The 14,344-nt window shown below is 57.3% G+C and carries 14 protein-coding genes and 2 pseudogenes; 8 read left to right on the top strand and 8 right to left on the bottom strand.

The annotated features are described in order from the left end of the window. Positions 1-83: 83 nt before the first annotated feature. The 4 genes from ACRER8_RS11580 to argE are packed head-to-tail and all read left to right on the top strand — an operon-like array spanning position 84 to position 3,680. Positions 84-1,415, top strand: coding sequence for a flavin-containing monooxygenase (locus tag ACRER8_RS11580; protein ID WP_431746400.1), 1,332 nt, complete (start codon positions 84-86; stop codon positions 1,413-1,415). A 23-nt stretch (positions 1,416-1,438) separates the two neighbouring features. Continuing rightward, a complete protein-coding gene (locus ACRER8_RS11575) occupies positions 1,439-1,849 on the top strand; it encodes a RidA family protein (RefSeq protein WP_223513339.1) in 411 nt (136 codons plus the stop codon). Positions 1,850-1,860: 11 nt separating this feature from the next. Next, the gene (locus ACRER8_RS11570) at positions 1,861-2,538 is read left to right on the top strand and encodes a DUF1028 domain-containing protein (protein WP_431746399.1); all 678 of its coding nucleotides are present in this window, start codon (positions 1,861-1,863) and stop codon (positions 2,536-2,538) included. Beyond that, the gene (gene argE, locus ACRER8_RS11565) at positions 2,535-3,680 is read left to right on the top strand and encodes an acetylornithine deacetylase (RefSeq protein ID WP_431746398.1); all 1,146 of its coding nucleotides are present in this window, start codon (positions 2,535-2,537) and stop codon (positions 3,678-3,680) included. Before ACRER8_RS11570 ends, argE begins: the two co-directional genes overlap by 4 nt. A gap of 138 nt (positions 3,681-3,818) precedes the next feature. Here argE and ACRER8_RS11560 read toward each other — a convergent pair whose 3' ends face one another. After that, positions 3,819-4,730, bottom strand: a complete 912-nt coding sequence (locus tag ACRER8_RS11560) for a LysR substrate-binding domain-containing protein (protein ID WP_431746397.1) — start codon at positions 4,728-4,730, stop codon at positions 3,819-3,821. 251 nt (positions 4,731-4,981) lie between these two features. Between ACRER8_RS11560 and ACRER8_RS11555 the strand changes: the two genes are divergently transcribed. The 4 genes and pseudogenes from ACRER8_RS11555 (at position 4,982) to ACRER8_RS11540 (ending at position 8,600) form a co-directional block, all read left to right on the top strand. Further along, a complete protein-coding gene (locus tag ACRER8_RS11555; protein ID WP_431746396.1) occupies positions 4,982-6,397 on the top strand; it encodes a purine-cytosine permease family protein in 1,416 nt (471 codons plus the stop codon). A 43-nt stretch (positions 6,398-6,440) separates the two neighbouring features. Further along, a pseudogene (locus ACRER8_RS11550) lies at positions 6,441-6,617 on the top strand (lytic transglycosylase domain-containing protein); the annotation flags it as partial. Next, positions 6,532-7,317, top strand: a complete 786-nt coding sequence (locus tag ACRER8_RS11545) for a branched-chain amino acid ABC transporter permease (RefSeq protein ID WP_431746395.1) — start codon at positions 6,532-6,534, stop codon at positions 7,315-7,317. The pseudogene ACRER8_RS11550 and the gene ACRER8_RS11545, both read left to right, overlap by 86 nt. Continuing rightward, a pseudogene (locus ACRER8_RS11540) lies at positions 7,284-8,600 on the top strand (LLM class flavin-dependent oxidoreductase). The gene ACRER8_RS11545 and the pseudogene ACRER8_RS11540 overlap by 34 nt, the downstream one beginning before the upstream one ends. A 279-nt stretch (positions 8,601-8,879) precedes the next feature. Here ACRER8_RS11540 and ACRER8_RS11535 read toward each other — a convergent pair. From ACRER8_RS11535 to ACRER8_RS11505, 7 genes are all read right to left on the bottom strand, one after another. Continuing rightward, positions 8,880-9,677: an HAD family hydrolase gene (locus ACRER8_RS11535; RefSeq protein ID WP_431746394.1), complete on the bottom strand. Its 798-nt coding sequence runs from the start codon at positions 9,675-9,677 to the stop codon at positions 8,880-8,882. A gap of 231 nt (positions 9,678-9,908) precedes the next feature. Continuing rightward, complete coding sequence (locus ACRER8_RS11530) at positions 9,909-10,334, bottom strand: EamA family transporter (RefSeq protein WP_431746393.1); 426 nt, start codon at positions 10,332-10,334, stop codon at positions 9,909-9,911. 192 nt (positions 10,335-10,526) lie between these two features. Next, a complete protein-coding gene (eno, locus tag ACRER8_RS11525; RefSeq protein WP_431746392.1) occupies positions 10,527-11,810 on the bottom strand; it encodes a phosphopyruvate hydratase in 1,284 nt (427 codons plus the stop codon). Between the two features lie 33 nt (positions 11,811-11,843). Further along, the gene (locus ACRER8_RS11520; RefSeq protein WP_431746391.1) at positions 11,844-12,110 is read right to left on the bottom strand and encodes a hypothetical protein; all 267 of its coding nucleotides are present in this window, start codon (positions 12,108-12,110) and stop codon (positions 11,844-11,846) included. Between the two features lie 44 nt (positions 12,111-12,154). After that, complete coding sequence (locus ACRER8_RS11515; RefSeq protein WP_431746390.1) at positions 12,155-12,478, bottom strand: DUF190 domain-containing protein; 324 nt, start codon at positions 12,476-12,478, stop codon at positions 12,155-12,157. A 118-nt stretch (positions 12,479-12,596) separates the two neighbouring features. Then, on the bottom strand, positions 12,597-12,962 hold the full coding sequence (locus ACRER8_RS11510) for a hypothetical protein (protein ID WP_431746389.1): 366 nt from the start codon (positions 12,960-12,962) through the stop codon (positions 12,597-12,599). Then, positions 12,959-14,287: a voltage-gated chloride channel family protein gene (locus ACRER8_RS11505; RefSeq protein WP_431746388.1), complete on the bottom strand. Its 1,329-nt coding sequence runs from the start codon at positions 14,285-14,287 to the stop codon at positions 12,959-12,961. The genes ACRER8_RS11510 and ACRER8_RS11505 overlap by 4 nt, the downstream gene beginning before the upstream one ends. Between the last annotated feature and the right edge of the window lie 57 nt (positions 14,288-14,344).

Raw genomic sequence — 14,344 nt, 5'->3', positions numbered from 1 at the left:
GGGAGCCTGCATCCGATATTTATGCTCACTTCCCAGCTTAATAATATTTTATTAACAGCCCCCCTCCCCCTAGCCTTGAAGTCATGCACGAACTGAATCCAATCGCATTACGCAAGGACAGACACATGACTGAAGCAATAACAAAAACAGACACCCTGGTAGTGGGAGCCGGTCAGGCTGGCGTGGCCATGAGTGAGCACCTGAGCAAACAAGGCGTGCCGCATCTGGTGCTGGAGCGCAGCCGCATTGCCGAGCGCTGGCGCACCGGGCGCTGGGATTCGTTGGTGGCTAACGGTCCGGCTTGGCATGACCGTTTTCCTGGGCTGAAATTCGACGACGTCGCCGCCGATGGCTTCGCCCCCAAAGAACGCGTCGCCGATTACTTTGAAGCTTATGCCCGCAAGTTCAATGCGCCGATCCGTACTGGCGTAGATGTACGCTCGGTGGTGCGTAATGTCGGCCGTCCAGGCTTTACCGTGCACACCAGCGAAGGCGTGATCGAAGCCGACCGAGTAGTGGCAGCCACCGGGCCGTTCCAGAAGCCGGTGATTCCGCCCATTGCACCTGAACACCCCGCGCTGCATCAGATCCACTCTGCCGATTATCGCAACCCTGCCCAACTGCCGGCCGGTGCCGTGCTGGTGGTCGGTGCAGGCTCTTCCGGTGTGCAGATTGCCGATGAGTTGCAACGTTCCGGGCGCCAGGTGTATCTGTCGGTCGGCGCCCACGACCGCCCGCCCCGCGCTTATCGCAACCGGGATTTCTGCTGGTGGCTGGGGGTGTTGGGCGAGTGGGACCAAGCGGCGATGAAACCCGGCCGTGAGCACGTAACCATTGCAGTGAGCGGTGCACACGGCGGCAAGACAATCGATTTCCGTGAGTTGGCCCAGCAAGGCATGACCCTGGTTGGCCTCACGCAATCCTTCAGCGGCAACCTCGCCAGCTTCCAGCCCAACCTGGTGGAAAACCTGGCGCGTGGCGATGAAAACTACCTGGCCTTGCTGGATGCGGCCGACGCCTACGTGGAGCGCAACGGCCTGGACTTGCCGCTGGAGCCTGAAGCCCGTCGCGTGTTTCCCGACGCCGACTGTATCAAGAACCCGATTCTGGAGCTGGACCTTAACAAAGCCGGCATCACCTCGATCATCTGGGCCACCGGGTTTGCCGCGGACTACAGCTGGCTGAAGGTCGATGCCTTTGACGCCGCTGGCAAGCCCCGGCATCAGCGCGGCGTCTCCAGCGAATCCGGGATCTATTTCCTCGGTTTGCCGTGGCAGTCGCGCCGTGGCTCGTCGTTTATCTGGGGCGTGTGGCACGACGCCAAGTACGTCGCCGACCATATCGCCATTCAGCGCCAATACCTTGAGTACAGCGACGCCGCCCCGGTGGTTCGTCAGTCCCCTGCCAACGCCTGATCCCTTTATTCCGGAGTTTTTTGATGCCTACTCACACTCGTATCCGTATGTTCAATACCAAGGAAACCTACCCTAACCAAACCCTGGACAACGACCTGTGCCAGGCCGTACGCGCCGGCAATACCGTATATGTGCGCGGCCAGGTAGGCACTGATTTCGAGGGTAACCTGATTGGCCTCGGCGACCCGCGCGCCCAGACCGAACAGGCGATGAAGAACGTCAAGCAACTGCTGGAAGAAGCCGGCAGCGACCTGAGCCATATCGTCAAAACCACCACCTATCTGATTGACCCGCGCTACCGCGAGCCGGTGTACCAGGAAGTCGGCAAATGGCTCAAGGGTGTATTCCCGATCTCCACCGGGCTGGTGGTGTCGGCTCTGGGTCAGCCGCAGTGGTTGATGGAAATCGATGTAATCGCGGTTATCCCGGAATAAGGAGGCTTCTCATGACCTTTTCAATCGTTGCCCGGTGTGCAGACACTGGCCAGTTGGGCATTGCCATCAGCTCATCAAGCATCGCCGTGGGTGCCCGCTGCCCATGGCTGCGCCCTGGTGTCGGCGCGGTGTCGACCCAGAACATCACCTTGCCGGCCCTGGGTCCTGACGTGCTCGACCTGCTGGAACAGGGCCTCGCTCCGGCCGAAGCGATCGACAAGGCCCTGACCAGCAATGGCTACAGCCAGTACCGACAGCTTACGGCGATAGATCACCTAGGGCGCGCCGCGCATTTCAGCGGCAGCGAAACCCTCGGCACCCATAATGCGGTGTCGGGCGAGCAGTGTGTGGCGGCGGGCAACATGCTCGCCGACCGCGGGGTGATCGAGGCGATGGTCAGCGCATTCGAGCAAGGCGAAGGCGAGTTGGCTGATCGTCTGCTGGCCGCGATGCATGCGGCCATCGCTGGTGGCGGCGAGGCAGGTCCAGTGCACTCTGCTGCGCTGGTGGTAGTCGGTGAGTTGACATGGCCGATCATCAACTTGCGAGTGGATTGGGCCGACGAGAATCCTATCGGTGACCTTCAAAGACTATGGGATGCCTATCGCCCGCAAGTCCAAGACTACATCGACCGCGCCCTCGCCCCCGATACCTCCCTGGGCTACGGCGTGGCCGGTGATGACCGATGAGCAGTAGCCGCGAACTGCTGCAGACGCTGGTGGGGTTTGATACCACCAGCCGCGAATCCAACCTGCATCTGATCGAGTTTGCGCGCGATTACCTGGAGGGTTTCGGTGTGACCAGCGAGCTGGTCTACAACGAGGAGCGAAGCAAGGCCAATCTTTTTGCTAGCATCGGCCCGGTGGAATTGCCGGGCATCGCACTTTCAGGACATACCGATGTAGTGCCGGTGGATGGGCAGCCATGGACAGTACCGCCATTCAAGCTAACTGAGCGCGACGGCAAGCTGTTTGGCCGTGGTACGGCAGACATGAAGGGGTACATAGCCTGTGTGCTGGCGCTGGTGCCTGCATTGGTGAAGGCGCCGCTGCGGATCCCGGTGCATATCGCCCTTTCGTACGACGAAGAAGTCGGCTGTCTCGGTGTGCGTTCTTTGCTCAAGGTGCTTGAGCAGCGGCCGGTGAAGCCGATTCTGTGCATTATCGGCGAACCGACCGAACTCAAGCCGGTGCTCGGCCATAAGGGCAAGTTGGCCATGCGCTGTGATGTGCATGGCGAGGCATGTCACTCGGCCTATGCGCCGTATGGGGTGAACTCCATCGAGCATGCGGCGGAATTAATTGGTGAATTGCAAAAAATTGGGCAACGCCTGCGGGACACCCAGGATGCGCGTTTCGATCCGCCATTCAGCACGGTGCAGACTGGGGTGATCAGTGGCGGCAAGGCACTGAATATCGTGCCGGCAGATTGTCGGTTTGATTTCGAGATTCGTGCTTTACCGTCGCAGGATCCGGGTGAGGTAGCTCAGGAGTTACAGGCATATGCCATGCAACAAGTGCTGCCGCGCATGCAGGCAATCAGTCGCCATAGCGCGATTCGTTTTACCGAGTTGTCCGCTTACCCAGGCTTGGTTACCGACGAACGCAGCCAGGCCGCAGAATTGATCGCGGCGTTTTCCGGTTCGCGGGAATTTGGCACGGTAGCGTTTGGTACTGAGGGCGGGTTGTTCGATGCAGCGGGCATTCCCACCGTGGTGTGCGGGCCCGGGAGCATGGACCAGGGGCATAAGCCGGATGAGTTTGTGAGTGTGGCGCAACTAGCGGGATGCGATGCGATGCTACTGCGGATGCTGGAATCAATCCGCGCCTGAGCCGCCCACATACCAGACACCAAAAATCAAATGTGGGAGGGGGGGCTTGCTCCCGATAGCAGTGTGACAGTCAACGTTTGCATCAACTGAACCACTGCAATCGGGAGCAAGCCAACTCCCACATTTTTAATCCTGCATTTAGCCCAATAGTCGTGCGAGTTCTTCGCGGCAGTAGTCGACAAATAACTGCACCGGTTTGGTCAGGGGCGAACGGCGCAACCACACCGCCGACAAACCAGAACCGGTTACGGTTTCGGCCAACGGCACACAGACGACTTTCTGCCCATCGTAGGTGTACTCGGTGAACGGCTTGGTCACCAATATCGAAAAGCCAAACCCCCGCCCTACCATCCCCCGCACCATCTCGATCGACGGCGAGCTGAACACGATATTCGGCGTTAACCCGCGCTCTTCAAAGATACTTACGAAGTAGGTCCGGCTGGGCAGAACGTCAAGCAAAATCATCGGTTCCAGCACCAGGTCAGCCAGCGACACCTTGGGCTGCTGTGCAAAACGGTGATCCGCCGGCAACAACGCATACGGCTGTTGCGGCGGCATCAATGGCGTGGTTTCAATAGTGCCGCCCAAGTCATGCTCGAACAGCATGGCTACATCGATACTACCTGCCGTCAGCGCCTGTACCAGTTCCTGTTGCTCACCATCGCGAATCCGAATTTCCACCCCCGGCCAACGCGTCTTGAAGCCGGCGATCAAGAGCGGCAAGTACAGCGGTGCCACGGTTTCGAAGCAGCCGATATCGATCTGCCCCGCCACCACGTCGTTGTCCGCCAGGGCGTTCTGCTCGAACTCATGGGCCACCCGCAAAAGCTCCTGCGCCTTGCGATAAAACCGTGCACCACTGGGTGTCAACGACACACCTTGAGCATGATGGCGAATAAACAGCTGCACTCCAAAGCTGTCCTCCAAATGCTTGATCGCGGTGGAGACCGACGGCTGCGCGATATAAAGCTTGCGCGACGCCTCGGCGACGCTGCCGCACTCGGCCGTGGTAACAAAATATTTGAGTTGGCGCAGGTTGTAGGCAGCCATCGGAACCTCGTTAAACGTGGGATTTCGCTCTAAATAAGCGCAAGAAAAAAGCTGTTTTCTTCAGCGATCACGGTGCGTGCAACATACCGGAGCAAAAAGGCCGGCGAGATACTTTTTTTAAGGTCTATAGCAACAAACTTACTAATTTACCTGCCTGCCGCCATTACAGATGATCACTCCAACAACAAAGCGTCGCGCAGGCGGCGCACTGCGAAGTACGTCCACGTACTCACCTTGCCTTGGAGTTCCTCATGGTCACCACTGCGACATCCCCCGCTCCGCTTATTGAAAAACACACGATTGGATACGTGCCCCCTGAAGATCGCCATGGAAAGGTAAGAGATCTTTTCACCCTGTGGTTCGGCGGCAACATCGCGCCGTTGCCGATCGTGACTGGCGCACTGGGCGTGCAACTGTTCCACCTGAACCTGATCTGGGGCATCGTCGCCATCCTCGTCGGCCACCTGGTCGGCGGCGTGTTGATGGCCTTGCACTCGGCCCAGGGCCCACAGATGGGCATTCCGCAAATGATCCAGAGCCGCGCCCAGTTCGGCTCCCTCGGCGCATTGCTGGTGGTGGTGATCGCCGGCGTCATGTACATCGGTTTCTTTGCTTCCAACATCGTGCTGGCGGGTAAATCCTTGCACGGTGTGGTCGACGCAGTGCCCGTGCCCGTGGGCATCGTGATCGGCGCCATCGGCTCCGGGATCATCGGGATCATCGGTTACCGCTTTATCCATGTGCTCAACCGCATCGGTACTTGGGTACTGGGCGCCGGGATCGTATTGGGGTTTGGCTATATCTTTACCCATATCCAGACCACGGACTTTCTGACCCGCGGTGAATTCAACATTTCCGGCTGGCTGGCTACCGTGTCTCTGGCTGCGCTGTGGCAGATCGCCTTTGCGCCCTACGTGTCGGATTACTCGCGCTACCTGCCGGCTGACGTTCCGGTCGCGTCCACTTTCTGGACCACTTACCTGGGCTCGGCACTGGGCTCCAGCCTGGCGTTCATCTTCGGCGCCGTCGCGGTACTTGCCACCCCGGTCGGCATAGACACAATGGACGCCGTCAAACTTGCCACCGGCTCTATCGGCCCGTTGATGTTGGTGCTGTTCCTGCTCAGCGTGATCAGCCACAACGCCCTCAATTTGTATGGCGCGGTGCTGTCGATCATCACCCTGGTGCAGACCTTTGCGTATCGCTGGATCCCCACTGCGAAAAGCCGAGCGGTGATCTCCACCATCGTACTGGCAGCCTGTTCGATTGCAGCGGTTTTCGCCTCTAAAGACTTTATCGGCCACTTCGTCGATATGGTGCTGGTGTTGTTGGTAGTGCTGGTGCCGTGGACGGCAATCAACCTGATCGACTTCTACGCTATCCACAAAGGCAAGTACGACATTGCCTCGATCTTTCGCGTGGATGGCGGGATTTATGGGCGCTACAACCCGCAGGCCTTGCTGGCGTACGCGATCGGTATTGCGGTGCAGATTCCTTTCATGAACACACCGTTGTATGTAGGCCCGATTTCAGAACACATCAACGGCGCGGACTTGTCCTGGGTGGTCGGGCTGGTGGTGACTTCGCCGTTGTATTTCTGGTTGGCAAATCGGGACAGTGCATACAAGCGCAGGATGAATGAGGGGAAATTAGTCGACAGTGTCTGACATCACAACGGCAGCGCTCGATCCTGGATCACTCATTTCATCCAAGTGCCAAGCCAGGGACGGAGCCATCAGCTACACCAGCCAAGCCATCGCCAGTACCCGCTGCACTCGCCTGAATGACATGGCGGGTACGGATGTCGGCGCCAAGGCAAAGGCCCTGCCACGGTTTGTGCGGGACGACGACTCAGGCGCGGTGCGGGCTCGGGTGTTCACCTTCATCCCACCATACGCCTGGCCGACGACTACCTGGCCATTGTCACCTTGGATTTGCCGAGTGCCTGCGCCTGGTCATCACCCATCAGCAGTGGGCGACCCGCAGCAGCCTGGGCATTGCCAACATTGCGCGTCCGGTGAGTGGCGACGGCGCATTCGTTATGGTCTGCCTGATCGCACTGGCGCTCGTATTTGTGGTGATGGAACGTGTCGCTCACTCGCCCTTCGGCCGGGTTGCCAGAGCGCTGCGCCATGGCCCTCTGGTGGTGGCCGCGATGGGCAAAAATGTGCTGGCGTTCCGCGTGAGACTGTTCGCACTGGGTGGGGCGGCGCTCGGACTGGCCGGCTCACTTCACGCTTTTTACTACCAGTACATCGACCCAACACGATTTGGTCCGATCATTACCGGATACGCTTTCATGGCGGTGATCATCGGTGGTCGTGGCAGCAACAAAGGTGTGCTCCTGAGTGCCTTCACAGTCGTTCTGCTGCTGGAAAGCTCGCGTCTTCTCAATGACTACATTGATTGGCTCAGTGCCGCCGATCTCGCTTCGCTACGACTGCTCTTGATTAATGTCGGGCTGATTCTGATCATGGTCTTTCGCCCACAAGGCATGCTCCGCGAACATTGCCTGCATACCACACAAGCCACCCCAAGCGCCCCGGAAACCCCATTAGCAAAGAGATCCGCTTCAACGCGTTCATGATGAACTGTGTAGGCCACCTGGCACCCGGTCAATGGACTGCGGCGCAGGACAACTCGGTTCGTTATCTGGACCCCGACTACTGGGTTGAACTCGCTCAACTGCTGGAGCGTGGGCTATTCGACGCACTGTTCCTGGGGGACGTTCTGGGCGTCTACGATGTCGATTCGCAATCAGCCGAGCCGGCCATTCGCAATGCTGCGCAAGTCCCGATGAACGATCCATACCGCATCAGCCACCTATGAGCCACCTTATCTGTTGGCCAGGCGCTTTACGACCCTGGACCACCTGACGCGCGGGCGTGTGGCCTGGAACATAGTCACGTCGTACCTTGAAAGCGGCGCGCGCAGCCTGGGGCTTCACACCCAGGTGGGACATGACGACCGTTATGAACGCGCCGACGATTACCTGACGCTCTGCTACAAACTGTGGGAAGGCAGCTGGGAAGATACCGCCGTGCTTGCCAACCGCCACAACGGACAGTATGCCGATCCGGCAAAAGTCCATCGCATCGAGCATGAAGGGCCCTACTATCGAAGCGAAGGTATCTACCAATGCGAACCTTCACCGCAGCGTACACCGTTACTGTTTCAAGCAGGCGGATCGCGCCGGGGCCAGGCCTTCGCAGCCACTCACGCGGAATGCATCTTCGTCGGCGCGCCAACGCGCAACGGTCTTAAACGAAGTGTCGATGAGTTACGCACTGCGCTTTAGGCACAGGGCCGACCGGCTGATAGCGTGCGTTTCTTCGCCATGTTCACCGTCATCGTAGAGCGACCAGCAGCCTCGCAGCACAGCGCCTGGAAGAATTGCGAGGGCGGATCAGCTATGAAGGAGCCCGCGCGCTTTTGTGGGGCTGGACCGGAGTTGACCTGTCCCGCTACCAGCCGGACGACACACTAAGTTATGTCGACACCGAGGCCGGGCAATTCGCGCTGGCCTCCTTCAGCAAGCTTGATCTTCAACACGTTTGGACGGTCAGGGATGCTGTCGAATTTGTCGCTCTGGGCGGCCGAGGTCCGGTGGTGTCGGGCAATCCGCAGGAGGTCGCCGACGCCTTGCAGGCGTGGATGGAAGACACCGGCATCGATGGCTTCAACCTTGCTTATGTTGAATCGACCCGGACGTTTAAAAATATCGTTGAATTGCTGGTACCCGAACTGCAAAAACGCGGGGCCTACAAAGCCGCCTATCAGCCCGGCACCCTGCGCGAAAAACTGCTTGCGCAAGGACCGAGGCTGGCGGCCACTCACTCCGCAAGTCAGTACCGCATCACCAAACCCTGAGCGCATCATAGAACAGCCGGGGAGCTGAAAATCACGGCTGTTGCGCGCCTGCCACCGCCACACATATCGAATACAGCGAGGTTTTGGCGGTGATGAACAGACGGTTGCGGCGTGGGTCGCCGAAGATGAGATTAGCGGCTTCTCTTTGCAGCCGGTTTTGCCCAGCAGTGTAACTGCCGACGCTGAACGTTGCTCCTTAGCATCGGCAAGTGGCCAGCCTTACCAGGAAAAGCCTCTACAAAGACGCCGAAGGCCATCGGCGATAACAGGACATTGAGTTTATGATTGTCTCCATGAGGTCTGCCCCTTCAGGATTGCATCTGCTGCTTCGACAAAACCGCTTCCCCCAGCTCCAGCGCTTATCCAGGCTGGTTTGAAGGGCAGCTCTTCTAGGCAATCGCGGACAGTGCTGACACCCAACGTGTGCTTGAAGTGACCAAACATGGGTGCATCGTTCAACGAGTCTCCACTGTAAAACACTTGGCTGAGTTCCTGGCCAGCTGCCAAACCATAAACCTGCCGCAATACTCGCTGAGCCATAGTCAGCTTGTCATAGCGTCCGAACCAGGCAAGGGCCCACAGATTGTTGAAGGTGTACTCGGCGCCAGCGTCGATCATCACCTGGCTCAGTTGTTCCCGTTTTTCACTTTCCTGCGGAATATCGAAGGCGACGCTCGTCTGCCTGAAGCTTTGATCGGCTGCCAGCCTGGCCCACGGGAGTTGTTCGCAGATCGTTGATATCAGTACTTCTCTCTGCTGGCGTGCCAATTCAGCAGCTTGCCCCTGATGCCAGTAGTCACGTTCCAGGTCATGAGTCTGAATGCCTCGGCGAAAAAATAAACCACCGTTCTCTCCAATCACGCCATCCACAGGCCACATTCGAGCCATTTGGTCACACCAGCCCGCAGGTGCTGCGGTAACCGGTATCACGCGAATATTGGCGTGTTGCAGGCGCTCCAGCGCGTTATACGTATTAGCAGCGAGTCGCCCCTTGAAGGTCAGGGTTTCGTCCATGTCAGTAAGAACAAAACGGATATCCTTGAAATTTTCGAGGGGACATTCGACCAAAGCACGCATCTATAAAGCTCCAATAAGTAGTACGGAATTGCGTAAATCGAGAGATAAACCACTGATGTGATAGCAGATTGTTCAATCTCACTCGCGGCCCTGCGGCGACACATTTTTTCCCGTCCTTTTGTAATAGCCGGGGTGAAAACATCTGGCAATTGATACACCTCGACGCTACGCAGCCTAGTATCAAATTGAAGGTGACCATCTTCGGCGCGCCGCAACTGTATGTCGCCATCGTCAGAGCTTCCTGGCTATCACCAGCAACCCGATGACTATCAGGCCTGCTCCCATAACCATGCGCAGCGTGATCACTTCCCGCAAAACCAGACCTGCCAGTACCATCGCGACTACAACACTGCCTTTGTCGATCAATGCCACAGTGGCCACGTCGCCGACCTTCAAGGCTTTGTAATAGAAGATCCATGAAAGCGCAGTCGTCACCCCGGATAAGCCCAGCCACCACAGGTTTCGGCTACCAACGCTGGCCACCTCGGACGATGGTACTGCCCACCAGGCGAATACCAGGACGAAGCCACAGACAAACAGTGTCCTGATTGTCAGACCCAGCTCGCCTGAAATACCGACGAGCCCCATTTTGGCAATCACTGAAGTGAAACCTGCAAAAAACATTGAAATGAAGGCGTATGCCATCCACTTTTCCACGATCTCACTCCAACGCTGTTCGACAGTTCGTCATGGGCACGGGGGTGCCAAATCTTTTTGGGAAAAAAACGGTCACTTGTTTTTTTGTACCTCTTTCTCCAGCGCTCCCTCAGTGATGATCTCCGCCTGCTTGCCGGGGCCCGGCACCTTGTAGTTCCCGCCGAGATGCTGAATCTGCGCGGGTTCAGAACATCAGCGTACAAATGCTTCATGCCCTGCATAAAAAGCATGACTGCCCAGATGCTCTTCTATTCTCAAAAACTGATTGTATTTCTCCACTCGCTCACCCCGGCAAGGCGCACCGGTCTTAAGATGCCCCGTAGCCATTGCAACCGTCAGATCGGCAATGAAGCTGTCGATGGTCTCCCCGCTGCGATGAGAAACCATTGCTCCCCATTTGGCGCCGTAGGCCATTTCGATGGCTGCTCTGGTTTCCGTCAAACTCCCAATCTGATTGGGTTTGATCAGCACGGCATTGGCGATGTTTTCAGTAATACCACGCTGAATCCGCTCAACGTTCGTGACAAACAGATCATCTCCGACCAGCTCGATCCTGTTACCCAGCGCATTATTCAGCTGCTTCCAGCCAGCCCAATCATCTTCGGCCAGCCCATCCTCCAGCACCGCGATCGGGTATTTATCTACCCAGCTGGAATACAGGCCAATCAACTCTTCGGCATCCACCTTGCGCCCTTCTGAGCGCAGGTGATAAAGGCCGTTTTCATAAAAGCCGCTGGATGCTGGATCAATGGCGATCTCGATCTGAGATCCAGGTACATAGCCAGCGCCTTCGATTGCCCGAAGTATCAGCTCAACTGCATCCGAGTTCTTTTTGAGAGCGGGTGCAAAACCGCCTTCATCGCCCACCGCTGTCGAGTAACCAGCTTCTTTCAATACGACCTTCAGCTCGTGATAAACCTCAGCGCCCCAACGCAAGGCTTCTCTGAAGCTGCCAGCACCAGTGGGTGCAATCATGAACTCCTGAAAGTCAGGGCCTTGCCAATTGGCGTGAACCCCGCCATTGAGAATATTGAACATTGGGACGGGCATTCTCGCCGCCTGGTCGCCCCCGAGGTATTGGAACAATGGAACGTTCGACGCAGAAGCCGCTGCTCTGGCGATCGCCAGGCTCACACCCAAAATAGCGTTACCCCCAAGCCGCGATTTGTCAGGCGTTCCATCCAGCTCGATCATCAGACGATCTACTCGTTGCTGGTCAAGCGCATTCGCACCTCTCAATGAGGTGAATATCTCGCCGTTGACGTTGCCAACGGCCTTGAGTACCCCCTTGCCGGAATAACGTTTTTTATCGCCGTCGCGTAACTCAACGGCTTCGTGAGCGCCCGTGGACGCACCGGAGGGTACGGAAGCACGTCCTTGTGCTCCGCCTTCCAGGACGACATCGACTTCAACGGTAGGGTTACCGCGAGAGTCGAGAATTTCGCGTGCGTGAATAGCCTGAATTCGAGTGCTCATTCGTTTTCTCCAAGGGATACAGGTCAATCATTCTCAACGTCTTTGTGCTCTTAGCTCGTAGCCGGGTACGCAGGTGTGCGACAGATCCGCTTTGCAGGACTTCTCGCTGGGCATGCGCAACGTGACTAACGCGCCTTCCAGCGAGGTGACGGTGTACCAGCCCTCGCTGGAAACCCGCTGGCTGTCCGCGACGGCTGCAACGATCAACGACCAAAAAATCAGTCCTGTCAGCAGCCGTTTATTGTCGCGAGCCCATCCAGCGGTCGTTGTTTGTGAAGGAAGGTTATAAACCCGGTACATGGCGCTTATCCTTGTTGTTGTTGGTTGTCTGGAGGCGTGTGTCTTCAGTTTTTTGCTCGACCGACCCGGCCGTACTCGATGGGTAATTTGAGGTAGCTCAGGGAAATCGACTCCTTGGCCAGCGCGTCCAGCAACTTGCTGCACCCATCCTCATCAGTGGATATCGTCACCATGACGGGATGATCGGCGCCGCTGAGGAAGTGGGCGACATGCAGATGGCCCAGATGATCGAGCCCCTCCGTGCCACTCACCAACGTCGCACCCAACACGCCTTCGCGTTTTGCGAAGTCCATCAGCCACTCTCCGAGCGGAAGGTGTTGGTACTGAGTACTCTGTTCGGTGAAAAACGTCAGTTGAAAGCCTTTCATGACTACTTCCTCCACTGTGGAGAAGGCCAACCGAATCTTTCAGTTCGGCTGCCTTCTTTCGATATCGAATTACCGGTTCAAGCCGAGCCCATCACCCGGATGCATTGCCGACAGGGCATTACGACGCATCACAAAGCGGCAGTTCGCACAACAGCAGCACTGCGCGCACCTTGCATAATTCATCAGCGTGCTCGCTCAAGAAAGTGCGTAACTTTTCCTCCGTATCCAGTAGTTCCAGACACTGGGGGTGACGCATATCGCCCAGTTCGGGGTGGTGATGCGAGAGACGATGCCCTGGCAGATAGCCTGCCGAAATAGGTTTGAGCATGACCTGTTCGATCTTGGCCTTGAGAGCAGCCTTCAGGAGGTGCTGAGCCAGTGCTGGAGCACTCAAGTGGTGCCAGAAATTTGTTACCCGAGCGCGGCTGGCACCGGGGAAATAGAGCTGTAAGGCAGTCAATCGATCTGGACGTGTTTCTTTCATTTCTCTTCCACCTCAAGAGCCACTTTTCGCTCGTGGGCGGATCTGATTTGTGCGTGGTATTGCTTGATATCGGAGAGCCGGATTTCTTCCGGCAGAGAGCGGTGGTGTTTGCTGTGGCCTACACGCTGGGCGTGATAGATCCCGGTATGCCCGGACACGAGGTAGCTTGCGATACAGGCGATGGCCGCAAGCGGGGCGATGTCAGGACCGAATAGCTCCATGGCCATGACAATGGTTGCCAGCGGCGTATTGGCGGCACCGGCAAAGACGGCAACAAACCCGATGCCAGCCAGCATGGCGAAGGGAAGATGTAACAGGGGCGCTAACGCGTTCCCCAAGGTGGCGCCGATATAGAAAAGCGGTGTGACTTCGCCGCCTTTGAAGCCGGTTCCCAGGGAAACAACGGTGAACACCATTTTTCCGAACCAGTCCCATGGCGCCATCGGCATTTGAAAGGATTGAACAATGCTGGGAATGCCAAGGCCGATGTATTGATTCACATCGAGGCCCCATACTGCGACGGCAATCACGATGCCGCCAACGAAGGGTCTCAAGGGTGAATACGTAATGAGTCGTTTGACCAAGGCCCCGAGCCTATGGGTCGCCGTTGCGAATAGCAGGCCAGTGAGGCCGAAAACGATTCCGGCAGCTACCACCGCCATGACACTCCAGAACTGAACGGGGACGACTTCGCCGATGGCATAGTGCGTATGAATCACGCCCCAGGCTTGCCCTACCTGATCAGCGACAATTGCCGCGACGACGCAAGGAAATAGCGCGTCGTAACGCATGCGACCGATAGCCAATACCTCAAGCCCGAACAATGCTCCGGCCAACGGCGTGCCAAACACTGATGCAAACCCTGCGCTGATACCCGCCATGAGAATCACCCGACGATCCTCACGACGCAGGCGGAACACATGAGTCAACTGATCCGCGAGCGCTCCGCCCATCTGCACGGCAGTGCCCTCGCGGCCTACCGATGCACCGAATAAATGAGAGAACACTGTCCCGACAAGCACCATGGGTACCATGCGCAACGGCACGATCTTTTTAGGGTCATGGATCTCATCGATGATCAGGTTATTTCCCGCATCAACCGGTTTGCCTATCAGATGGTAAGCAAGCCCTACCGCAAATCCGGCCACCGGTAGAAGCCACACAGCCCAACGGTGCGACTCGCGCCATTGCGTGGCGTGATCCAGAGAGAAAAGGAAAAGTGCAGAAGCAGAGCCTGCCAACAGCGCAACCAGACCTGCGAGTGCAAGCCATTTTGCGATATACGGAAGTAGATCGAGTTGTTCAGGTCGTCGGAGTCTAGACATTTGGTCAGCCACAAAGAGTAAGTGGACCTGACCAAAAAAAGGGATTCTGAGCGCGAG

This window comes from Pseudomonas sp. (genome assembly GCF_050739935.1).
GTDB lineage: Bacteria > Pseudomonadota > Gammaproteobacteria > Pseudomonadales > Pseudomonadaceae > Aquipseudomonas.
Note: the sequence above shows the minus strand (reverse complement) of the source record. Positions and strands in the feature narration are given on the sequence as shown.